At 40.6% G+C, this 22,720-nt stretch carries 19 protein-coding genes and 1 tRNA gene; 4 read left to right on the forward strand and 16 right to left on the reverse strand.

All coding sequences use genetic code 11. The annotated features are described in order from the left end of the window. Positions 1-152: 152 nt before the first annotated feature. The 11 genes from hycI to PARA_RS09065 are packed head-to-tail and all read right to left on the reverse strand — an operon-like array spanning position 153 to position 11,523. Entirely contained in the window at positions 153-608 is a 456-nt protein-coding gene (gene hycI / locus PARA_RS09015; RefSeq protein ID WP_014065496.1) for a hydrogenase maturation peptidase HycI, read from the reverse strand. After that, positions 601-1,008: a formate hydrogenlyase maturation HycH family protein gene (locus tag PARA_RS09020; protein WP_005696265.1), complete on the reverse strand. Its 408-nt coding sequence runs from the start codon at positions 1,006-1,008 to the stop codon at positions 601-603. Before PARA_RS09020 ends, hycI begins: the two co-directional genes overlap by 8 nt. Before the next feature lie 45 nt (positions 1,009-1,053). Further along, positions 1,054-1,830: an NADH-quinone oxidoreductase subunit B family protein gene (locus PARA_RS09025; RefSeq protein WP_014065498.1), complete on the reverse strand. Its 777-nt coding sequence runs from the start codon at positions 1,828-1,830 to the stop codon at positions 1,054-1,056. Next, entirely contained in the window at positions 1,827-2,474 is a 648-nt protein-coding gene (locus PARA_RS09030; protein ID WP_014065499.1) for a formate hydrogenlyase complex iron-sulfur subunit, read from the reverse strand. Before PARA_RS09030 ends, PARA_RS09025 begins: the two co-directional genes overlap by 4 nt. 12 nt (positions 2,475-2,486) lie before the next feature. Further along, positions 2,487-4,217 (reverse strand): NADH-quinone oxidoreductase subunit C, encoded by a 1,731-nt coding sequence (locus PARA_RS09035; protein WP_014065500.1) that lies wholly within the window; start codon positions 4,215-4,217, stop codon positions 2,487-2,489. A gap of 20 nt (positions 4,218-4,237) precedes the next feature. Beyond that, the gene (locus PARA_RS09040; protein ID WP_014065501.1) at positions 4,238-5,776 is read right to left on the reverse strand and encodes a hydrogenase 4 subunit F; all 1,539 of its coding nucleotides are present in this window, start codon (positions 5,774-5,776) and stop codon (positions 4,238-4,240) included. A gap of 4 nt (positions 5,777-5,780) precedes the next feature. Continuing rightward, on the reverse strand, positions 5,781-6,419 hold the full coding sequence (gene hyfE / locus PARA_RS09045; RefSeq protein WP_005697594.1) for a hydrogenase 4 membrane subunit: 639 nt from the start codon (positions 6,417-6,419) through the stop codon (positions 5,781-5,783). A gap of 15 nt (positions 6,420-6,434) precedes the next feature. Continuing rightward, a complete protein-coding gene (locus tag PARA_RS09050; RefSeq protein ID WP_014065502.1) occupies positions 6,435-7,880 on the reverse strand; it encodes a hydrogenase 4 subunit D in 1,446 nt (481 codons plus the stop codon). An 11-nt stretch (positions 7,881-7,891) separates the two neighbouring features. After that, positions 7,892-8,854, reverse strand: coding sequence for a respiratory chain complex I subunit 1 family protein (locus tag PARA_RS09055; protein WP_014065503.1), 963 nt, complete (start codon positions 8,852-8,854; stop codon positions 7,892-7,894). A 10-nt stretch (positions 8,855-8,864) separates the two neighbouring features. Next, positions 8,865-10,886: a hydrogenase 4 subunit B gene (gene hyfB, locus PARA_RS09060; RefSeq protein WP_014065504.1), complete on the reverse strand. Its 2,022-nt coding sequence runs from the start codon at positions 10,884-10,886 to the stop codon at positions 8,865-8,867. A gap of 37 nt (positions 10,887-10,923) precedes the next feature. Beyond that, on the reverse strand, positions 10,924-11,523 hold the full coding sequence (locus tag PARA_RS09065; RefSeq protein WP_014065505.1) for a 4Fe-4S dicluster domain-containing protein: 600 nt from the start codon (positions 11,521-11,523) through the stop codon (positions 10,924-10,926). A 344-nt stretch (positions 11,524-11,867) separates the two neighbouring features. On the opposite strand from PARA_RS09065, the gene hybG reads away from it, so the two are divergent. After that, positions 11,868-12,143, forward strand: coding sequence for a hydrogenase maturation factor HybG (gene hybG, locus PARA_RS09070; protein ID WP_005696275.1), 276 nt, complete (start codon positions 11,868-11,870; stop codon positions 12,141-12,143). Between the two features lie 13 nt (positions 12,144-12,156). Beyond that, positions 12,157-14,424 carry a carbamoyltransferase HypF gene (gene hypF, locus PARA_RS09075; RefSeq protein ID WP_014065506.1) on the forward strand — a complete coding sequence of 756 codons (2,268 nt, stop codon included), beginning with the start codon at positions 12,157-12,159 and terminating at the stop codon, positions 14,422-14,424. 84 nt (positions 14,425-14,508) lie between these two features. Here the strand turns inward: hypF and PARA_RS09080 are convergent, their stop codons facing one another. Both PARA_RS09080 and aroG read right to left on the reverse strand, forming a co-directional pair. Next, a complete protein-coding gene (locus PARA_RS09080) occupies positions 14,509-15,426 on the reverse strand; it encodes a lysine exporter LysO family protein (RefSeq protein ID WP_197534119.1) in 918 nt (305 codons plus the stop codon). Between the two features lie 123 nt (positions 15,427-15,549). Continuing rightward, positions 15,550-16,641 (reverse strand): 3-deoxy-7-phosphoheptulonate synthase AroG, encoded by a 1,092-nt coding sequence (gene aroG / locus PARA_RS09085; RefSeq protein ID WP_014065508.1) that lies wholly within the window; start codon positions 16,639-16,641, stop codon positions 15,550-15,552. A 415-nt stretch (positions 16,642-17,056) separates the two neighbouring features. On the opposite strand from aroG, the gene PARA_RS09090 reads away from it, so the two are divergent. Next, entirely contained in the window at positions 17,057-18,448 is a 1,392-nt protein-coding gene (locus PARA_RS09090) for a DegQ family serine endoprotease (RefSeq protein WP_014065510.1), read from the forward strand. A gap of 37 nt (positions 18,449-18,485) precedes the next feature. Here the strand turns inward: PARA_RS09090 and uvrB are convergent, their stop codons facing one another. Beyond that, entirely contained in the window at positions 18,486-20,522 is a 2,037-nt protein-coding gene (gene uvrB, locus PARA_RS09095; RefSeq protein WP_014065511.1) for an excinuclease ABC subunit UvrB, read from the reverse strand. A gap of 400 nt (positions 20,523-20,922) precedes the next feature. On the opposite strand from uvrB, the gene PARA_RS09100 reads away from it, so the two are divergent. Next, positions 20,923-20,998 (forward strand) — tRNA-Asn (locus PARA_RS09100). Positions 20,999-21,130: 132 nt separating this feature from the next. Here the strand turns inward: PARA_RS09100 and PARA_RS09105 are convergent. Continuing rightward, positions 21,131-21,904 carry a TIGR01619 family protein gene (locus PARA_RS09105; protein WP_014065512.1) on the reverse strand — a complete coding sequence of 258 codons (774 nt, stop codon included), beginning with the start codon at positions 21,902-21,904 and terminating at the stop codon, positions 21,131-21,133. 9 nt (positions 21,905-21,913) lie between these two features. Then, positions 21,914-22,717 carry an exodeoxyribonuclease III gene (xthA, locus tag PARA_RS09110; protein WP_014065513.1) on the reverse strand — a complete coding sequence of 268 codons (804 nt, stop codon included), beginning with the start codon at positions 22,715-22,717 and terminating at the stop codon, positions 21,914-21,916. Between the last annotated feature and the right edge of the window lie 3 nt (positions 22,718-22,720).

Genomic DNA, 22,720 nt, shown 5'->3' on the forward strand with positions numbered 1-22,720 from the left:
ACGAGGTTAGAGATAGAATTAGAATAATTAATTCTGGGTATATATTACACCCAAAATCAGTTCATAGTCTTACAAAAAACATGGATTTATTGATATAAAACAGGTTTTCGTAATATTTTTAAAATATGTTTAGAAAATCCCCCTCACTTTTTCTACAAAACAGGAATCTCTTCAAGCGATCTTCCCTCGTTTAAAAAATCATACATAAATTGCACAGACTCTTTTACGTTGTCTGTCATCGGAAAACCAAAAGAAACAAGATCCGGTTGAAGACCAACGAAGACAATTTGTTTAATATCTTGTTCCAGTTGTTCAATGAGGTAATTGAGCGGCATATTATGTGTACTCATGAAAAACATTTCCGCAATGCTCTCTTTTTCAATGATTCGGATTTTACCTGGCGCTAATTCCATATCAGCCGCATCGAAAATTAAAAGCAGATCGGGTTTCATGTCTCGCACAATATGTGCAACATTTTCGGGGGCTGAGCCGCCGTCAAGTGCGGTCCAATTTGGCAATGGATTTTCACTTAATAACTGATAGAGATAAGGACCCGCACCGTCATCCCCCATCATGCTGTTACCAACGGTTAAGATCACATTATTCATCACGACGTTTCACCATTATATACATCACTGGTTCACGCTGAATCGATGCTAACGTATCCATTAAGATCTCAACCCACTCTTGATGCTCTGGTGTGAAATTAGCTTTGTTCTCATCCATTGCTTTCGCCAATAAATTCACATGGCTGGAATCAATCACGATTTCACCGAATCGCATTAAGCCGGCAAATTTACGTTTAGCATCCCCTTCTGGAAAGCTATCTACAAAACGTTGATAAGCATCGTAGTCACAAACCAGTAATTTTTTAAAACAATCAATTACGCCAACATGGTGACCAATCGCCAAAGAGTAATACATCACCTGTTTTGCTTGCTCTGGCACTTGTTCATCGTTTTCGACGAAACGTTCGTTTAATAAATAGAAAAAGACTTTCGTTGTCATAACATTCCCATTTTTATAGGGGGCAATCACTTGCCCCATAATTAACTATCCCGAAAACGGCATACTAATCGCATGCAAACGATTGACGATTTCGCTTAAACGCGGATCGGCTTCGCGTTCTAGGTATTCACCTAAACGTACACCGAATGGCACCTTATCATCTTCGGCCATCATTGCCATAAATTGGTTAGCAATGTTGCCACCTTGACGATAACCGGCTAGACGACGAGCTTCTCGTTCAAGACTAATACGCAAATCCAACGGAATGGTTGGGAAACGTAATTTAGCTTCTGCGTTAGGATCGGCTTTTTCTTGTTTGCCTTTAAGTTTTTGATCAAGTAAACCAAGCGCGACAGCAAAACCATAAATAGTGGCGGCAGGTGTCGGTGGGCAGCCAGGGATATACACATCAACCGGTACGATTTGGTCAGAACCACCCCATACACAATAGAGATCGTGGAAAATACCGCCGCCGCAACCGCAAGCCCCGTAAGCGATACAAATTTTTGGATCCGGTGCAGCTTGGTAAGCACGCATGGCTGGCGTACGCATCGCACGGGTAACCGCACCTGTGAACAAGAGAATGTCCGCATGGCGAGGTGATGCTACCACTTTAATACCAAAACGTTCCGCATCAAATGTTGGCGTAATAGTACTGAAAATCTCGATTTCACACCCATTACAACCGCCACAGTCCACACGGTAAACGTAAGCTGAACGTTGAATATCTTTCAGCAATGTTTGTTTCATTTTGGCTATATTTTCATCAATACTAAACGGTGTTGATATACCATTAACCGGCATTGGAATTTGAGTGTTCATCGTCTTTCGCCTCCTGCTAAAACTTTAGGTAAATCAACCGCACTTTCCTCACGTTGTTCGATTGCTTTTTTAAAATTCAAGCGAACTGGCTCCTTAAAGTCGATCAATTTCATCCGCATATTGGATTCCATATTTGCGGTTTTTTCTAAACTATGTTGACGTTTGCAAACCGGACAGGTATGTAATTCCGCCAATTTTCGTTTCACTAACTCTGGATTATCCAAAGTTTGTTTGAATAAATCGATGGTGTAATTTAGTTCTTTATAAGAAATAAACGGTTTACCACATTCCTGACAAGCGACTGTAGCAAAGGTCGTTTCTTGGAAAAGATCCTGTTTATTCGTCACTGACAATTCAAAATCTTGCGATAATCGAATCGCCTTAGTTGGACAAACCTCCTCGCAACGACCGCAGAAAATACAACGACCAAGGAATAACGACCATGTACGTTCGCCTGTAATGGGATCCGTTCTCATCGTTAAGGCATTGGCTGGACAGGCAATAGTACAAGCCGCGCAGACAATACATTGATCAGAATTAAGTTCTGGTTTTCCTCTAAAATCCTCATCGACTTCATAAGGTTTGAACGGATATTTGGTGGTGACATCACCTGCTTTAAATACCGTTTTTAGTAATTTAAACATTTTCCGCCTCCCCTATTTCAATGGTGAATTTTTACGTTCAATACCGTAGCGTTCAATCTCTTTATAATCTACGGTTTTCGCTTTGCGTTTACGCACATCCACCACGGTGACACGGTCGGTACAAGAATAACAAGGGTCAAGACTACCAATAATAAGTGGCGCATCAGACACTGTATTGCCACGCAACATATAGCGTAAGGTTGGCCAGTTAGCATAAGTCGCAGCACGACAACGCCAACGGAAAAGTTTTTGGTTGTCTCCTAGCATTGACCAGTGAATATCTTCGCCACGTGGTGCTTCGGTAATCCCTAAAGCAAAACGTCCAGGCGTATAATTGAAACCTTCTTTTAAGATTTCGCCACTTGGCAAATTGTCCACCATGTAATCGATGATATTCATGGATTCAAACACTTCATTAATCCGCACTTTCACACGAGATAACACGTCACCATTGGCTTCAGTGAAGAGATTGAAAGGAATATCACCATAGCCGGAGAACGGATGTACTTTACGCACATCGCGAGCAAAGCCAGAACCACGAATCATTGGACCAACTGGACTAAAGTCACGAGCGATATCTTTTGCCAAGACACCGACACCTACCGTACGTTGTTCCATATTCGGTGTATTTAATAAAATATCGGTTAAGGTTTTGAGTTCTTCACGCATTTCACCGATAAGTTTGATACATTGCTCACGTTGACGTTTCAACATATCACGACGCACACCACCGATAAGGTTAATACCATAGGTTTTACGTGCACCTGTTAGCACTTCTGCCAAGGTCATAGATTTCTCACGAACGCGGAAGAATTGCATAAAGCCAGTATCAAAGCCAGTAAAGTGGCTAGATAGACCTAAATTTAATAAGTGACTGTGTAAACGTTCTACTTCTAATAAAATCGCACGAATCCATTCAGCGCGTTTTGGAATTTGAATCCCCAAAGCACTTTCGACGGAATTAGCATAGGCCACACTATGTGTGAAGCCACAAATCCCACATACACGGTCAGCCAGGAAGTTAACTTGGTCGTAATCCATACGGGTTTCCGCCAATTTTTCCATACCACGGTGCACATAGAACAAACGATAGTCCGCATCAATGATATCTTCCCCATCCACGAACAAACGGAAGTGTCCAGGTTCATCGGAAGTGATATGTAACGGGCCAAGTGGAACGATACGTGCTTCGCCTTTTTCGTTAATAAATTCGTATGTTTCTGTCGCGGTTGTCGGATCGGGACGTAAACGATAGTCCATGGAGTCTTTACGTAATGGATAAAGATCATCAGGCCAATCATCTGGCAACACTAAGCGGCGTTGGTCTGGTAAACCGACGGCTTTCAAACCATACATATCGAATAATTCACGTTCGCCCCAAACCGCCGCTTTGACTTTTGGTGTCACAGACGGAAATTCTAAGCTCACAGGATCAACTAAGGCTTTAATAGTGATAAAAGTTTTCACCTCCCCTTCCATGGAAAGCACATAGTACACCGCATAGTTACCATGAATTGAACGCTCATCATTCCCGAATACCAGCGGTAACCAACCTTCATGTTGATAATAAAGGTATTCAACAACATCAGGTAACATATTGGTTTTAATGGTAAGGGTAACCTGATTTGGTGTTGACCACTCCTCATCCAAAATGGTATTTGGAAATTTTGCATTGACTGCTTCAATGTAATTTTTGCCAATCATTTTGGCTGGATCGACTGATGTATTTTTAGTTAATTCCATATATTTATCCCTCCTGTCGATCATTGTGCTAAATTTTGCCAAGGTAAAACTAACATATCACCAAAAGACACATTAGGTTGTCCTAACACAATGCCCACTGCATTTGTCAAAAGTTGTAAAATTGGTTCGGAAATATAAATCCCCATGAATAGAAGAAGTAGCAAATATGTTGCTAGAACAACAACTGAAGATTTATTCAACTCACCAACTTCAATACCTTCTTTTGGTTTACCTAATACCGTTTTTAACAACATGGTAGTTAACCCTGCTAACGCGATAGTTAGGAAAATCAAACATAAAACGATTAACCATGTTTTACCTGCATAAATACCGGCAACAGCAATCGCAAATTCACTCGTAAACATACCAAATGGAGGCATACCGCCCAGTGCTAATGCACCGCCTGCAAATAACACCGCTGTGAACGGCATAGTACGCCATAAACCACTCACCTCATGAATATCACGGCTACGGTATTTCAATAAAATGTTACCAGAAGCACAGAATAATAAGGCTTTTGCCAAACTGTGAGTGATGGTATGCAATAATCCAGCAAAGGCGCCAACTGGACCGCCCAAGCCAAAGGCGAAGCTAATTAAGCCCATGTTTTCAATACTGTGATACGCTAATTTACGTTTAATATCATGTTGCATGATAATAAAGAAGGAAGCGATACCAGTAGAAAGCAAGCCAAATACCAACATTAAGGTTTGCGGATAATCAGCTCCTACTGCTTTAGAAACTAAAATGTAATAACGCAATACCACTAACATAGCACAGTTCAATAACACAGCAGAAAGTACCGCACTGACAGGACTTGGCGCCTCACTGTGTGCATCTGGTAACCAAGTATGCATTGGAAATAGACCGCACTTGGTACCAAAACCAACCAAGATGAATGCAAAGGCAAGATACATCAATCCATGATTTAACTCACCAGCTTGTTGATTAACTGCCGTCCAGAAAATCGCTTGGCTAGGATCAGCTAAAAGATTGGTACCATTAGAGAACGTTAAAATTGTGCCAAACAATCCGAACGCTACCCCAACAGAGCAAATAATGATGTATTTCCATGCCGCCTCAAGAGAGGTTTTTTGTTTATAGGTTCCCACCAAGAAAGCAGAACTTAAGGTGGTTGCTTCAATACCTGCCCACATTAAAATTAAGTTATTGGTTGTTACGGATAGAATCATCGTAAAGAAGAAAAGATGTAAAAATCCGTAGTAATTGCAATAAGTCTTAAGATCAACATGACCTTCGTTAAATTCACGATTGATATAAGCAATAGAATAAACACCAGCCAAACCACCAACAACGCTGATTAAAGCTAAGAAGATGGCTGACAAACTGTCAACATGAATCCAGTTTCCAAAGCAGTTGATTTCACCCTGTGTAAGCACACCAGTGATAACTTGCAATGAGAAAACAAACATTAAGATAAGGCCTGTAACATGAAGTGCGGTACAAATTGTCCGTGCTTTTGTCACGCCACAAGCGAAACTGGCAAGTGATATTGCTAAAGGTGCGATTAATAACGCGATTATCCATTGTTCATACATAGCGTTACCCCTTCAAACTCATAAGTTGTTTTGCATCTAATGAATGGAATGTACGATAAATTTTGTTTACCAACACCACCATTATGATGACGGCAAAGATAGCATCTGTGGCAATTCCGATTTCCACTAACTCAGGTGCTTTATTTGCCAATAAGGCTAATGTGAGATGAGAACCGTTTTCCATCAAACAATAACCGAATACTTGTTTTACGATATTGCGTTGGCTAACAATGCATACTAAACCTAATAAGAAGTGACTTAATGACACTGATAATGCCGGTTTAAGATGTGCAACCAACGGTAAATCGATTGGGACAACTACAAAGTAGCACAATGTAACTATCACTGCTGTGATCGGGATCAACCAAGCGACATTTATTCCAGCTGGAGTTTGACTTTCATCCACTTTTTTCATCGCATAGATTAAAATTGCTGGCACCAAAACCACTTTGGTAATAAATGCGCTAATTGACCACATATAAAGTTCATGGGCTTGCATTTCATTGGCAAGATAGACAAACAGTAATACCAACACCAACGATTGCAAACTGTAAAATAACGCAGCTTTTTTGGCGGTTCGAACCATAATTACGCAAAGAGAGGTAATAATGAGTAAACACGCAAGTCCATTTATCATTAACATAGATTCCTCCTTAACCTAACCAGCCAAACCTAACCAATATGCGGCGATAAAACTGGACACCACGGACATCACCATTAATACAACTAACACGAAACGCATAGAGAATGGTATAGGTTGTGCATTGGCAACCGCTTCTGATGGTTTACCGATGACACATTGTCCGAATTTATACAACAACCATACGAATGTTGCGGTAGATTCAACTAAAGCAAGCACCATCAACCAAGTAATCCAGCCATATTCATGGCCTAATTCAAATCCGGCCGCAAATAATGGATATTTACTGAAGAATCCGTTAAACGGTGGTACCCCAGCAATCGCTAACGCGGCTACGCCAAATCCAGCCCCTACCACTGGCATTGTACGCATAATGCCTTGTAGTAATGGCATAGAACGGGTTCCAGTCGCATAACTTAATGAACCCGCGACCAAGAAGAATAAGCTTTTCGCGAAAGCATGGTTGAAGATATAGCTAATCGCTGCCACAAAGGCTAATTTAGAGCCTAATGCAGCAAGAGAAATCCCGATGAAAATATAAGAAAGTTGGGTAATAGTTGAATATGCCAATAAACGTTTTAAGTCAGTTTGTGGCAAGTACATCAAGAAGCCATAAATTAAGGTAATCATCGCCATGATGATGCCGACTTCACCCACAATATGTGGAATCTCACCAGCAGACATAACTGAACGAGCGAAAATATAGACCCCAACTTTTACCATTGATGCGGCGTGCAAATACGCACTCACCGGTGTTGGTGCTTCCATCGCATTCGGCAACCAAATTTGCATTGGTAATTGTGCTGATTTCCCCCACGCAGCAAACATCACACCGAATAACACGATTGTTTTCGCACTCGGATCTAAATGTTCTAACGCGTTGATAGAGAAAGTACCTGATTGGCTGAATAAATAAGCTGCGGCAATATATAAGCCGATTGCCCCCACGTGGGTGATAATCAAGGCTTTCATTGCGGCTGCTTGAGCTTTCGGTGTTTGGTAATAACTGATTAATGCCCAAGAACATCCCCCAGTAATTTCGAAGAACAATAATTGTCCTGCTAAAGTTGAGGAATACACCAAGCCCGCCATGGCACCGATAAAAATGAGCAAGAATGCATAAAAACGTGGTAACCCATTATGTGGGTGTTCACGGTTTTTATCGGTTAAGTAACCACAAGAATATAAGCAGATTAAGAAACCTAAGGCCACAACGGCAAAGGCAATTAATGTACTGACTGCATCAAGCGTTACACCAAAGATCGCGGTTTTATCAAAAGCAACGATGTCATAAGTGACGCTTTGATGACCATCGGCAAACCATTGTCCTGCGACTAACAAGGTTCCTAGCGTAGCAAGCGCAGCAAATACGGTGGCAATTTGAGCAAAATGTTTTTTGTTCAAACCGACAATAAACGCCCCTACGAAAGGTAAAATGATTGTAATCAGAGCTAAACGTTCCATATTTGTCCTCCTTACAACCCAGTGAAGTAAAATACAAACGCCAACACAGAAATGCCGAAGCCGACCACGGTTAAACGTCCTGTTAACATAAAGCGGGTACGAGAAAGTGTATTTTCAAAGACACAAGCCAAGACGAACACCACTAATAATTTCACGAAGAATAAAACACCACCTAAAATGACCGCACTTAAGCTCATCTCTGTCGGGATACCAAACGGAAGCAACACGCTAACAAAGATAGATGCCACAACCATTGATTTTAAGCTTAAGCCGATTTTTAATAAGGCAAGTGCCGGACCAGAGTATTCAGTCAATGGACCTTCTTGTAACTCTTGTTCCGCTTCCGCCAAATCAAATGGAATTTTACCCATTTCAATAAATACGGCGAAGAATGCTGCAGCGATAGCAATCACTGTCGCAATTGGATATTGCCAAGTGTTATCGGAAAGTGCATTACCGATAACCGCAAAATTGGTTGAACCGGCAATTAACGCAATGACAAGGAATGCCAACATGAGAATTGGCTCTACCAAGACACCTAATGTGACTTCACGACTTGCCCCTAAACTTGAGAATGTGCTGTTTGAATCCAAACCCGCAATTGAAAAGAAGAAACGGAACAAGGCGAATAAGTAAATCACGGTGATTAAATCACTGCCAGCGCCAAATGGTGCAACACGAGTAAATAAAGGCAAACTCATAGCGACCACCATCACGGTGCTAATTAACACATAAGGCATCGCTTTAGAAACCCAACCCGCATTGTCAGGCCAAATGTTTTGACGTTTCATTAATTTCGCAATGTCGCGATAATCTTGTAACACGCCCGGACCGCGACGAGATTGAATACGAGCACGAATCATACGTGAAATACCGGAAAATAACGGTGCAAGGGCAAGCAAAATCAAGGCTTGCACGATGGCAAAAACAAACATTCCGGCAGATGTTGCAATTTCTGAAGGTAACGTAATCATCTTCAACCTCCTACATCAACGCAATGGAAAGTAGTATTGCCACCAAGGCAATCACGAAGTACACGCAGTACACACGGAAGTCACCTTGTTGCAACCATTGGATTTTTGTTCCTAACCACGGAATAAAACGAGCGATAGGCATCGTCATTTTTTCTTCCCAGAAAGGTTCAGCTTTTGTTGCGCCTTTAATTACCGCTTGGATGCCTTTATCACCTAAAGGTGCAGGATCCAACACTTCACGCAAGGTATAAAGCGATTTGAAAATCGTACGTAACGGACGAGTGAAACTACCTGCAGAGGCAGCCATATCTTGTTCATAAGCATAGCCACAAGCCCATGGATTGCCTTTTGCACGATCGGATAAACGTTGATTTTTGGTGAACGCATAAAAACTAAATGGCAAGAAGAAAAATGCCAATAACATGATAGTCACCATTGGTGTTGAAAGTGCAGTATGCGGTTCAGTTTGTGCAACCACTACGCCATTTTGAGCCAACATTAACGGTTCGCTATGAGCAAGTGCGGTCGAAATTTTCGCAATTATTGGGGTCACAACAGATGCGCCTACACCTAATAACACACAACATAACGCCAACACTGCCATCGCAATCACCATTGGTTTTGGTACTTCACGTGCATTAGCTGCTTTTTCACTACGCGGTGCACCTCCGAAACTGATACCGTACACTTTCACGAAACAAAGTGCCGCTAACGCACCAGTCAATGCCAACATAATGATGGCAATCGGACCGGCAAGTTTTAAGACGAAATCATCACTTTGGCTTAAGGTGAATAAAGATTGATAAGTAAACCATTCACTGACAAAACCGTTAAACGGTGGCAATGCCGAAATCGCCATGGTACCGATTAAGAAACAGAATGCAGTGTAAGGCATAAGTTTGCCTAAGCCGCCCATTAAGTCCATGTCTTTAGTATGTAAGCGATACATTACAGAACCTGCACCTAAGAATAACAAGCCTTTGAATACAGCATGGTTAAGTAAGTGGTATAAACCACCAAGTAATCCCACGGTTGCCAACACTGGATGATGTGTCGCGATACCAATCATACCGACGCCCACACCCATCATAATGATACCGATATTTTCTACCGTGTGATAAGCCAAGAGTTTTTTGATGTCATGTTCTGCCAAGGCATAAAGTACGCCGAGTACGGAGGATACCGCACCAAAACCAAGTACGATAACGCCATACCAAACATTGGTAGAACCGAGAAGATCCACGCCGACTTTGATGATCCCAAAGATACCGATTTTCACCATCACACCAGACATCATTGCGGATGCATGAGAAGGTGCAGCCGGGTGAGCTTTAGGTAACCAGCTGTGTAATGGAATCATCCCTGCTTTGGCGCCAAAACCTAAAAATGCCAAAATAAAGGCGGTAAAGGCAAGCGGTGCCGGCAAAGTGGTTTGACGGAATGCGCTAAATTCAAAACTACCGGCATAGCAGTAGAAAATGAAGAAGGCGATCATAATTAATACCGAACCGGCATGCGCAATAAAGAAATAAAGCAAGCCTGCATTTACGGCATTGTCATCTTGTTCGGTAAGGACTAAGAAATAAGATGCCAATGACATCATTTCAAAGAATACAAGGAAGTAGAACGCATTATCGCTGGTCACTAACGCTACCATGGACGCGATAAATAAATTCATAAAGAAGCCCATAGAATCTGCGCCTTTGCCTTTGTATTCTTTCACATAAGAGAAAGAATAAAGTGCGGTCACAATAACTAATAAAGAAATGACACACACCATAAACGCTGCCAATCCGTCAATACGGATGGAGAACGAGGCAAATTCAAATGGGGTTTTGAAAACATCAACGACTGTGTCGCTGCTGATCAGAACGGGGATGCAGGCAACAATACCTAACACTCCAGCAAGTACACCGGTCACGCCGGATATATTGATTGAAAGTTGTTCATTTCGTCTCACTGCGAGCGAAATAAACGCACCTACGACATAAATCAACAGGGTCGTGATGAGTAAATTGATAGGTAAACTCATAATATCACTCCATTGATTACAAGTTAAAACACACTAATTATCTTGGAATAGCAGGCGAAGAAACCATTGCCATTTCACGTTTTCTTTCGTTAGCCTGCTTGATACTCTCATCACTAATAATAAATAACGTTTTAGTTGGACAGGTTTGAACACAAGCCGGACCATCTTCACGGAAATAGCAAAGATCGCATTTCACCGCAATGGCTTTCACACCTGGTTGCCATGCCAGCATATTGTGTAAATCCGTATTATCTGGTGCAGTACGAATATCTCGTTTTACCGCATCAGTGAAGGAGAATCCTTCATAATAGGTTGGTGCGTCAATCGGTGCAGAACCATGTTGGGTAATTGCACCGAATGGGCAAGCAATACCACAAAGTTTACAACCGATACAGAGACTTTCGTTAAGTTGAATGGTGTCATTAATATGTGTGATTGCGTGCACCGGACACACGGTAGCACATGGTGAATCATCACAATGACGACAGAGAATTGGCACGGTTACATCATCATTACGCATGACTTGTAAACGTGGAAAAGATTGTAATCCGAAAGCTTTATGCACTTCGCTACAAGCGGCCATACAGGTGTTGCATCCAATGCAATCCTTCGGATCACCGATTACAAAACGATTCATACATTCCCCTCCTTGTATGTAAATAACGTTTCTACAATAACCACTCTAGAAGTAAGGATACTCCTGTCGAAAAGTAAAGCTCAAGAAGTAATTCGAAAATTTGTGATTAAGATCAAAAGATTTCCATTGTTTTTCTATTACTGTGATGTCCCTGTTAAATAACGGTGAAACATAATAATTTTATGTTAAAAATGTGAACAAATTTTCAACAAATGAACATCACCCTATTTGAAATATCGCTATACAAATTTAAATGGTTACGTGATAAAATTTCCCTTTCGCAGTATGTTTATTGGCACACAATAAACAATTCATCTCATAAACATTCTAACTAAGGACAGATTATGTGTTTAGGTATTCCGGGACAGATCATTCAAGTAGCTGACAGCGCATTACAGCTTGCTGTAGTCGATGTGTGCGGAGTTAAAAGAGAGGTTAATATTTCATTAATTTGTCAGGATGACCCAAAACCTCTCGTCGGTAAATGGGTACTCGTACATGTAGGTTTTGCCATGACAATTATCGATGAAGAAGAGGCCAAGCAAACGCAAGAAGCCTTAATTGCCATGAGTCAGCTAGAACACGAAGTCGGTGATTTTCTTGGCTTAAATCAAAAATAAACAGGATTGCGTTATGCAAGGGATCGAATTACGCATAAAAGGAAAGGTTCAGGGCGTGGGATTTCGCCCTTTTGTCTGGCTTCTGGCAAATCAATATGGATTAAATGGAGATGTCAATAATGATGGACAAGGCGTGTTAATTCGTTTTGTCTCTCCACCAGCAAATGCACTTGAGCAATTTTTATCCGACCTACAAAATAAACTCCCACCGCTAGCGCAAATTACTGACATTACTCTGCGCGCCATAGATTGGCCTGACTCCGCCACAGTAACAAGCTTTACTATCCGGGAAAGCGAAAATAATCAAATGGATACGCAAATTATTCCCGATGCGGCGACCTGTCCACATTGTTTAGCTGACTTATTCGATCCCAACAATCGACGTTATCACTACCCCTTTACTAATTGTACCCATTGTGGCCCACGTTTTACCATCATCAAGGCAATTCCTTACGATAGAAAAAACACGGCGATGGCTTCTTTTCCGCTTTGTCCACAATGTGAAAAAGAATATAAAGATCCCGCTGATCGTCGTTTTCATGCTCAACCTAATGCTTGTTCAGTCTGTGGACCCCATATCTGGTTGCAGGATCGAGAAAAAACACTTTTTACTCATGAAACCGCGCTAAAACAGACCGCACTTTTATTGCAACAAGGTCACATCGTCGCTGTTAAAGGCTTAGGCGGTTTTCATCTGGCCTGTGATGCGAATAATCAAAAGACGGTTGATTTATTACGTCAACGGAAATATCGTCCAACAAAACCATTAGCCATCATGGTGCCTGATCTGCAGTTTTTACAGGATTTGAGTTCTCAAGAAACAGAATTGCTAACCAGCAGTGCAGCTCCGATTGTACTGCTAGCAAAACATAAAGTACCCAATATTGCTGATAATATTGCGCCTAACTTGCAAGAAATCGGCGTCATGCTTCCAAGTAATCCACTACAACATTTGTTGTTACGTGCGGTTAATCGTCCGCTCGTGATGACCTCTGCGAATGCCAGTGGGCAACCTCCTGTATTGAAAAATGAACATGCGGTGGAACAATTAGCTAATTTAGCGGATTTTTATCTTTGTCATAATCGCGATATTCTACAACGTGCTGATGATAGCCTTGTTCGCGTTGCCTTCGATGGATTAGAAACATTGCGTCGTGCTCGTGGCTATGTGCCTGATGAAATACCACTTGAAACACAAAGCACAAAAAATGTATTAGCGTTGGGTTCTGATCTGAAAAATACATTCTGCTTACTACGTCACAATAAAGCCGTACTAAGCCAACATATTGGTGATACGGCAAATGAACAAGTGCGGTCACAATTAAGTGAAAATCTTGAATTATTTCAAAATATTTATCAATTTAAACCTGACATTATCGCTGTCGATGCTCACCCTGGCTATTTTTCATCTTCCATTGGTAAACAACTTGCCGAACAGCAACAAATCACACCAATAGAAGTTCTACATCATCATGCTCATATTGTCAGCGTAATGGTCGAGCACAATTGTAATGAACCTGTTATTGGTCTTGCTCTAGACGGTATCGGCATGGGTGAAAATGGACAACTTTGGGGAGGTGAATGTCTACTCGTTGACTATCAACATAGTCAATATTTAGGTGGTCTGCCTGCTGTGGCTCTGCCAGGAGGCGATCTTGCAGCTAAACAACCTTGGCGCAACTGGCTGGCTCACCTGCATCAATTTGTACCACAATGGCAAGAAATTCTCACCAAAACCTGTACCGAACCGAATTGGCAAATATTAGTCAATGCCATTGAACGTGGACTCAATTGCCCACCTATATCATCTGCGGGGCGTTTATTTGATGCTGTAGCTTATGCTCTCGGTATTGCACCAAGCAGTGTTTCTTGGGAGGGCGAAGCAGCCTGTCATTTAGAAGCATTGGCAAACACCTCATCTTTGGCGACACAAGCACAAAGTGCGGTCAATATTCCAGTAAAAATGCCGCTTATCAGCAATAAACTGGATTTGGCTTACTTTTGGCAAAATTGGTTGAATTATCATGCTTCTGTTGAAGATAAAGCCTTTGCCTTTCATTATGCTCTCGCCCAAGGTTTTGCTGAACTTGCAACAAGCCAAGCTCGCGAACATCAATGTCGTACTATCGTGCTATCTGGCGGCGTGATGCATAACCAACTGCTACGTCGCTTATTAAAAGAAAATTTGAGCGAATTCCATGTACTAAGTGCGCATAAACTACCGATGGGTGATGGCGGACTCAGTTTAGGTCAGGCGGTTATTGCCATGCATAGAAACTGATAATCCTTAATATTAAATATAAGAAAAAGAGTTAATCGGAAAATAACGATTAACTCTTTTGTTTTTGTATTTATTTTTTATCTTTTATAACGGAATACTGGAAAAGAAAACCAATAATAACGGTGGCAGAATATTCGTCACAAAGCCAAATGAAATAGCTATAGGTGTCACTTCAATGCCCCCCGCTTTTTGAATAATCGGCAAAGTGCAATCTATTGCGGTCGCTCCCGTAATTCCAATTGCCGTCGAACGAAAATGACGCATAAATAATGGGATGACAAATAAACTGACAATTTCACGGGATAAATCATTAAAAAAGGCAATACTACCCTGCACCGGTCCCCACGCATTAGTTAATACCACACTAGATAACGAATACCATCCCATTCCAGAGGCAAAAGCGAGTCCTTGAGTAATCGGTATCGCTAAAACGAAAGCAGCTATCACGCCCCCTAGTAACGAGGTAAACGTAAACACCATCCCTGTTTGAAAACCACGCTTATTGAAAATAGCCTCTTTTAAAGAAATACCATTATTTCTTAGTTGAATACCCACAAAGAAAATCAGCACAATCAATACATATAGATTTATACCTGTAGGCAGCATTAAATAGGATTTAAAAAAGAAACCACAAATGGTACCAAGCACTACTGTGCCAGAAAGTTTGAGAGAATCAATTAAGGAATGCCAGCGAGAATCAATTTTACCTTGTGATTTAAGTGGCTCAGCTGGGTTAAAGCGATCGTAAAGCATCAGGCCAATCATATTTGAACCCAAAATGATCGCAGATAGTGTTACCGCAGTTGTACCAATAATAGGGAGTTTATGTTCTAAATCATCCAATTGACCAAGCAAATACCCCATTAAGAAAAGGATGATGTAAAGCAAAAACATGACGATATGATTAATCTTTGCGATATAGGATTTATTATTGACCTTCAGTAGATAGCCTAACACCATCGGTACCAAGACAATTAATAAGCCATTTATCATATCCTGCATCATACTTCTCCTTTATTATTCCATTGAGTCTAGCATACCCCTTTTCTACTATTTTTCAAAGCGCATAAAAAAAGTGCGGTCAAAATTAACCGCACTTTTAATCATCTGAAAAATAAAAACTGACTAGCCATTTACTTGACGGCGAGCCGCTACAGCATCAGATAACTGTTTTAACACGATTTCTGTATCTTCCCAGCCAATACAAGCGTCAGTAATACTTTGTCCGTAAGTATGTGCTTTGCCATCCACTAAATCTTGACGACCTTCAACGATATGGCTCTCTACCATCACACCAAAGATTTGTTTTGAACCGCCTGCGATTTGCTGACAAACATCTTCACAAACTTCCATTTGTTTTTTAAATTGTTTGCTACTATTTGCATGACTGAAATCAATCATTACATGTGGAATACGACCTGATTTTTCGATCTCTGCACACACTTTTGCAATGTCTTCAGCCTTATAGTTAGGGCCTTTATCGCCACCACGTAAAATAATATGGCAGTCTTCATTTCCTTTTGTTGAAACAATAGCAGAATGACCAAATTTTGTTACGGATAAGAAATAATGTGCAGCCTCCGCCGCGCCCATTGCATCTAGAGCTACTTTTACGCCACCATTTGTGCCGTTTTTAAAACCTACCGCACAAGATAATCCTGAAGCTAACTCACGGTGAACTTGAGATTCAGTTGTTCTCGCACCAATTGCACCCCAACTCATAAAATCTGCCACATATTGAGGTGTGATCATATCTAAGAACTCACCCGCTGATGGCACACCTAAGTTATTAATATCAGATAACAATTTACGTGCAATACGTAAGCCATCATTTAAACGATACGTATCATTTAAATAAGGATCGTTGATTAAGCCTTTCCAACCTACTGTTGTACGCGGTTTTTCAAAGTAAACGCGCATCACCACTTCAAGTGTATCTTTATATTTATCACGTAATACTTTTAAACGTTTAGCGTAATCTAATGCAGCTTTAGGATCATGTATAGAACAAGGACCAATTACCACAAGTAAACGGTCGTCTTTTCCATGAATAATATTGTGGGCATGTAAACGGGTTTCACGAACTAACTCAGCTGCTTCTTCACTTGCAGGAAATTTTTCTAATAAAGCAATGGGAGGCAATACCTGATCCACTTTTTCAATCCGGGTATCGTCATTTGCAACTTTTATTTCGATATCTTCTTTCTTCGTCGCCATATATCACTCTCTAAATCTTAAATGTTGTGCTTAAAATCTAATGGCGTTACTCTACACCTATTTTTTGTACTAGTAAACTAGTTCATTTGAGTTTATACACAATTATTATGTAATTGCGTAAAATTTGTACTACCAAAGCAGTAAAACAGGACATTATTAAACTATATTTCAGCCTTGGCTGGCAAGGTTTTTGCCCTAAAAATAGGTTGTACCAGCCCTATTTAAACAGAATGATTCTTTTATCCTTAAAATTAACAAAGAGGTTTAGATAAATGCGGGCAAAAAACACAATTTCAATTTCAACCGCACTTTTAAAAAATATTTTTTCAATGCCCTTGTTTTTTCTGAACATTCCCCTCATTTCTTTGTCTGATTGAACACTTATTCAGTCATTTATTTTTACTTGGAGAACTCTATGAAGAAAAGAAATTTTGTATTAACCGGTATAGCATTAGGTTTAAGTGTGTTTGGTACCTCTTTATCCGTTCAAGCGGCTATTCCAAATGAAATCGTAGAACAAGGCAGCCTAGCGCCAATGTTAGAAAAAGCGCAAGCAGCAGTTGTGACTCTTTCAGTTGAAGGCAAAGCAAAAGCAAACAGCCGTTCAGCATTACCTGATGATATTCCAGAAGAATTTAAATTTTTCTTTGGTGATCAATTTGGCGAACAATTCGGCGGAGATCGTGGCGCATCACGCAACTTCCGTGGTTTAGGTTCAGGCGTGATCATCAATGCAGATAAAGGTTATGTTTTAACTAATAATCACGTGGTAGATGGTGCGGATAAAATTACCGTAAAATTACAAGACGGACGTGAATTCAAAGCAAAACTCGTTGGAAAAGACGAACAATCTGATATTGCTTTAGTACAAATCGAAAAACCAACCAATCTTACTGCTATCAAAATGGCTGACTCCGATAAATTACGTGTCGGTGACTTTACCGTTGCTATCGGTAACCCATTTGGTTTAGGTCAAACTGTAACCTCTGGTATCGTTTCTGCACTTGGTCGCTCTACTGGTTCAGATAGCGGTGCGTATGAAAACTATATCCAAACTGATGCTGCGGTAAACCGTGGTAACTCTGGTGGTGCATTATTGAATTTACAAGGTGAATTAATTGGTATTAATACGGCTATTATTTCTCCAAGTGGTGGTAATGCAGGGATTGCCTTTGCAATTCCAAGCAACCAAGCCAATAATCTCGTTCAACAAATCTTAGAATTTGGTGAAGTACGCCGTGGTTTACTCGGTATTAAAGGTGGTGAATTAAATGCAGATTTAGCGAAAGCCTTTAATGTCAGTGCGCAGCAAGGTGCATTTGTGAGTGAAGTCATTCCAAATTCTGCTGCCGAAAAAGCAGGCTTAAAAGCAGGTGATGTGATTACCGCAATGAATGGTCAAAAAATCTCAAGCTTTGCCGAAATGCGTGCAAAAATCGCAACTTCTGGTGCGGGTAAAGAAATTGAACTCACTTATTTACGTGATGGTAAATCTGAAAGCGTAAAAGTGACCTTACAAGCAGACGATGGCACTCAAACAGCAAGCAAAACAGAACTTCCAGCATTAGACGGTGCAACCTTAAGCAACTATGATGCAAAAGGCGTTAAAGGTGTGGAGATTAGCAAAGTACAACCAAATTCAATGGCGGCACAACGCGGTTTAAAATCAGGTGATATCATCATCGGCATCAACCGTCAGCCAATTGAAAGTACGCAAGACTTACGCAAAGCGCTAGATGAAAAACCATCTGCCGTTGCACTCAATATCTTACGTGGCAAAAATAACTTCTACTTATTAGTGCAATAAAATAAAAAAGAGCGGTCAATCTGGCCGCTCTTTTTCTTTATTCCGATATCATAAACTGCTCTCTCAGCTGATGAAGTTGATCGCGTACTGCAGCCGCTTTTTCAAACTCAAGATCTTGAGCAAATTTATACATTTGTTGTTCCAATTTCTTAATTTGTTGTTGGAATTCTTTAGCTGATTTAGGCGTATTGTAAAGTGCGGTCGGTTCAGCCGCCGTTTTTCCACGCTGTTTCGATTTCGCTTTTTGATTTGCACCTTGACCAATATCTAATAACTCGCCGACTTTCTTATTTAATGCCTGTGGAACAATGCCGTGCTCTTCATTGTATTTCATTTGTTTTTCACGACGGCGATTCGTTTCGGTAATGGCTTTTTCCATAGATTTAGTAATACTATCAGCATACAAAATTGCTTTACCATTTAAGTTTCGAGCAGCTCGACCGATGGTTTGGATTAAGGAACGCTCAGAACGCAAGAAACCTTCTTTATCGGCATCTAAAATCGCCACAAGAGAAACTTCTGGAATATCCAAGCCCTCACGTAACAAGTTGATACCAACCAATACATCAAATTCACCTAAACGTAAATCACGAATAATCTCTACACGCTCAACCGTATCAATATCTGAATGCAGATAACGTACACGAATGCCGTGTTCGTCTAAGTAATCCGTTAAATCTTCCGCCATTTTCTTCGTTAGCGTCGTCACTAAAACACGCTCATTTTTGTCCGCTCTTTGACGCGCTTCGGAGAGCAAATCATCCACTTGAATAGATACTGGACGAATTTCAATTTGCGGATCGAGTAAGCCCGTTGGACGTACAACCTGATCGACAATTTCAGTACCCGATTTTTCCAACTCATAAGGGCCAGGTGTCGCAGAAACGTAAATCGTCTGCGGCGCTAAACGTTCAAACTCTTCAAAGCGTAATGGACGATTATCCAATGCAGAAGGCAAACGGAAGCCATATTCGACCAAGGTTTCTTTACGTGACCGGTCACCACGATACATCCCACCAATTTGCGGAACAGTCACGTGTGATTCATCAATAATCAAAATCGCATCAGACGGCATATAATCAAATAATGTCGGAGGCGGTTCCCCCTCATTTCTGCCTGAAAGATAGCGTGAATAGTTTTCGATTCCTGAGCAATAGCCTAACTCATTCATCATTTCAATATCAAATTGCGTGCGCTGAGTAATACGCTGCTCTTCCAGTAATTTATGTTCCTTGATGAAATATTCACGGCCTTGTACCAGCTCCGCTTTGATTTTCTCAATGGCATCTAAAATACGCTCTCTTGGCGTCACATAGTGAGTTTTCGGATACACCGTAAAACGCGGAACCGCGCCAAAACTTGTACCCGTTAAAGGATCAAATAAACTTAAACGTTCAATTTCATCATCAAATAATTCAATTCGTACTGCACGATCGTCAGATTCTGCAGGGAAAATATCAATTACTTCGCCGCGCACCCGGAATGTACCACGCTGAAAAGCTTGATCGTTTCTTGTATATTGTAATTCCGCCAACTTCGCTAAAATCTGACGTTGATCGATAATGGCACCTTGCTGTAAATGCAACATCATCTGCAAATAGCTATCCGGATCACCCAAACCATAAATCGCGGATACAGACGCCACTACAATAGTATCTCGACGCTCTAAGAACGACTTCGTGGCAGAAAGACGCATCTGTTCAATCTGATCATTAATAGAAGCATCTTTCTCGATAAAGGTATCACTACTCGGTACATAAGCTTCTGGCTGATAATAATCATAGTATGAAACGAAATATTCCACCGCGTTTTCAGGAAAGAACGCCTTCATTTCCGCATAAAGCTGAGCGGCAAGGGTTTTATTTGGGGCAAGTAACATCGCCGGACGGTTTAATGTCGCAATGACATTCGCAATCGTAAAGGTTTTGCCTGACCCCGTTACCCCGAGAAGTGTTTGATGGGCCAAACCATCCTCTAAATTTTCGACTAATTTTTCGATTGCTTGGGGCTGATCGCCAGAAGGTTTAAAATCGGAATGAAGGATAAAAGGCTTAGTATTAATTTTCTCTGCCATAAGTTCGGTCAATTTTTTAGGTATTTTAGAAATGGAGCTATTTTAGCACATTTATTGCTCCAAATTGAGTGATAAAAATCCAAGTTTTACACACACTTAGGCGTGTCAAGTCTGAAACACTTCAAAATTGAAAAATATTTTATTTTTTTTGCTGGACTTCATGCAACATATTGATATTTAAAAGAATATTCACTTATGGCTAATAGATGAGCAATTTGAGACAAAGCCAGTCTGCACCAGTGGTTGACCATTTTAAACAAAAACAATCCACAAAGTTATCCACAGGCTTTGTGGATAGCAAAAACGGTAAATTTTTTTGTAATTTTTTTCATTTTGAGTATTGACAAGCGACAGGTCGCTCATTAAAATGCGCGCCTATTCTTTGTGATACCAAATTTATTCCTCCTTAGTTCAGTCGGTAGAACGGTGGACTGTTAATCCATATGTCGCAGGTTCGAGTCCCGCAGGAGGAGCCAAATTTCTCTTTTGGTTTAGCTTTCGTTTGTCTCCTTTTACGAATCCTAAATTTGTAGCCAAAAGAATTTAAGCCCATCGTGTTGATGGGCTTTATTTTTATCTAATCTATACTGATTTAATGAATTATCAGGCTAATTTAACGATGAACGATCATCCATTAAGTTATCACATTCCCAGCCAATATATTCGCCTGAAAACTCCATAGCTAATTTTTCAAAGCGCTCTACCCACTCGAAGATCTCATTACTGTCTAATGAAAGCTCTTGCTCCAATTTCACCATGAAATAAGGCTGTTCATCTTCTTCCGTCTGGATGGCTTGGCTTGAATATTTCAGCGTACTAAAAGACACTTTTCCAAGCGTTAGTTCATCCATAAAGGGAAACATTTTTTCTTCTTCATCAAAATGGAAAGTATGCTCAATCAAATAAGTATCACTTAAATTACGCCCTTTGCTGTTCAGCATACTCAAAATCTCTTCCGTCGCATTTAATTTCATTTCCAATGGAGAAGCCAATAAGAAATCGAAATAGGTATCCCAATTGGGATCATCCTGCACATTGATTTCTGAGACAAAATCAAGCTGTTGAAGGGTTTCTTTAAGCAAAGCATCGTGTTCACAATAAAAATGCATTTTTGCCTGATGGTTGCAAATAAAGTGCCCAGCAAAGAAAACATTCGGAAGTGCGGTCAATTGTGCAAGGATTTTAAAAAGACGATTAATCAATTTTTCATATTCGTCTTCATTCGGTAAACCATCCTCATCTCCCTGATAAGGCACGGTAAATTGCACAACTTTACTAAGATGTTTACCATGATAAACATCTAAATCTTCAATATTTGCGGTAAACACGGCAGGCATGCCATTCACTTGGGAACGGTAATTCTGCCAATTTGCCATATCCATGTTGCTTTCCTATTTAAACTCAGCCCAAATTGGTGCGTGATCGGACGGTTTTTCCATTGCACGAATATCTAATGCAATACCGACATCAACGCAACGCTCTGCTAATTGACGATTCACTAAAATATGATCGATACGTAATCCACGATTATCATCGAAACCTTTTGAGCGATAATCAAACCACGAGAACTTGTCATTGACTGTTGGGTTTAATTTACGGAACGTATCTTCTAAACCATAATCGTATAAGCGTTGATACCATTCACGCTCTTCGGGTAAGAATGAACATTTGCCAGTACGCAACCAACGTTTACGATTTTCATCGCCAATGCCAATATCTAAATCGCTTGGGCTAATATTCATATCCCCCATAATTAAAACTGGATTAGCTTTATCATGATCTTGTTCTAAATAGCGTTGAAGATCCGCATAAAATTTTTCTTTTGCCGGAAACTTGGTTTCATGAGCACGGCTTTCGCCTTGTGGAAAATAGCCATTAATTACCGTTAACAAACCAAACGGGGTTTCTAAATCTGCCATAATAATGCGTTTTTGCGCATCTTCATTATCAGTTGGAAAACCACGACGCACTGCTTTTGGTTCTTGTTTAGTTAATAAGGCTACACCATAGTGGCCTTTTTGCCCGTGATGAAAAACGTGATAACCCAGATTTTCAGTAATTGTATAAGGAAAATCCTCATCTGCTACTTTGATTTCTTGTAAACCAATCACATCCGGTTGGTATTTTTCAATAATTGCTTCAAGTTGATGAGGACGGGCACGTAAGCCATTAATATTAAAAGAGATAAATTTCATTTT

Origin of the sequence: Haemophilus parainfluenzae T3T1 (genome assembly GCF_000210895.1) — a bacterium.
Classification (GTDB): domain Bacteria; phylum Pseudomonadota; class Gammaproteobacteria; order Enterobacterales; family Pasteurellaceae; genus Haemophilus_D; species Haemophilus_D parainfluenzae_A.

Excerpts from the sequence above, each read along its gene's own strand:
- PARA_RS09065 (WP_014065505.1), bottom strand. The coding sequence starts at position 11,523 with ATGAATCGTTTTGTAATCGGTGATCCGAAGGATTGCATTGGATGCAAC.
- hycI (WP_014065496.1), bottom strand. The coding sequence starts at position 608 with ATGAATAATGTGATCTTAACCGTTGGTAACAGCATGATGGGGGATGAC.
- hybG (WP_005696275.1), top strand. The coding sequence starts at position 11,868 with ATGTGTTTAGGTATTCCGGGACAGATCATTCAAGTAGCTGACAGCGCA.
- aroG (WP_014065508.1), bottom strand. The coding sequence starts at position 16,641 with ATGGCGACGAAGAAAGAAGATATCGAAATAAAAGTTGCAAATGACGAT.
- uvrB (WP_014065511.1), bottom strand. The coding sequence starts at position 20,522 with ATGGCAGAGAAAATTAATACTAAGCCTTTTATCCTTCATTCCGATTTT.
- hypF (WP_014065506.1), top strand. The coding sequence starts at position 12,157 with ATGCAAGGGATCGAATTACGCATAAAAGGAAAGGTTCAGGGCGTGGGA.
- PARA_RS09090 (WP_014065510.1), top strand. The coding sequence starts at position 17,057 with ATGAAGAAAAGAAATTTTGTATTAACCGGTATAGCATTAGGTTTAAGT.
- hyfE (WP_005697594.1), bottom strand. The coding sequence starts at position 6,419 with ATGTTAATGATAAATGGACTTGCGTGTTTACTCATTATTACCTCTCTT.
- PARA_RS09055 (WP_014065503.1), bottom strand. The coding sequence starts at position 8,854 with ATGATTACGTTACCTTCAGAAATTGCAACATCTGCCGGAATGTTTGTT.
- PARA_RS09040 (WP_014065501.1), bottom strand. The coding sequence starts at position 5,776 with ATGTATGAACAATGGATAATCGCGTTATTAATCGCACCTTTAGCAATA.
- hyfB (WP_014065504.1), bottom strand. The coding sequence starts at position 10,886 with ATGAGTTTACCTATCAATTTACTCATCACGACCCTGTTGATTTATGTC.
- PARA_RS09035 (WP_014065500.1), bottom strand. The coding sequence starts at position 4,217 with ATGGAATTAACTAAAAATACATCAGTCGATCCAGCCAAAATGATTGGC.
- PARA_RS09105 (WP_014065512.1), bottom strand. The coding sequence starts at position 21,904 with ATGGATATGGCAAATTGGCAGAATTACCGTTCCCAAGTGAATGGCATG.
- PARA_RS09030 (WP_014065499.1), bottom strand. The coding sequence starts at position 2,474 with ATGTTTAAATTACTAAAAACGGTATTTAAAGCAGGTGATGTCACCACC.
- PARA_RS09020 (WP_005696265.1), bottom strand. The coding sequence starts at position 1,008 with ATGACAACGAAAGTCTTTTTCTATTTATTAAACGAACGTTTCGTCGAA.
- PARA_RS09050 (WP_014065502.1), bottom strand. The coding sequence starts at position 7,880 with ATGGAACGTTTAGCTCTGATTACAATCATTTTACCTTTCGTAGGGGCG.
- PARA_RS09025 (WP_014065498.1), bottom strand. The coding sequence starts at position 1,830 with ATGAACACTCAAATTCCAATGCCGGTTAATGGTATATCAACACCGTTT.
- PARA_RS09080 (WP_197534119.1), bottom strand. The coding sequence starts at position 15,426 with ATGCAGGATATGATAAATGGCTTATTAATTGTCTTGGTACCGATGGTG.
- xthA (WP_014065513.1), bottom strand. The coding sequence starts at position 22,717 with ATGAAATTTATCTCTTTTAATATTAATGGCTTACGTGCCCGTCCTCAT.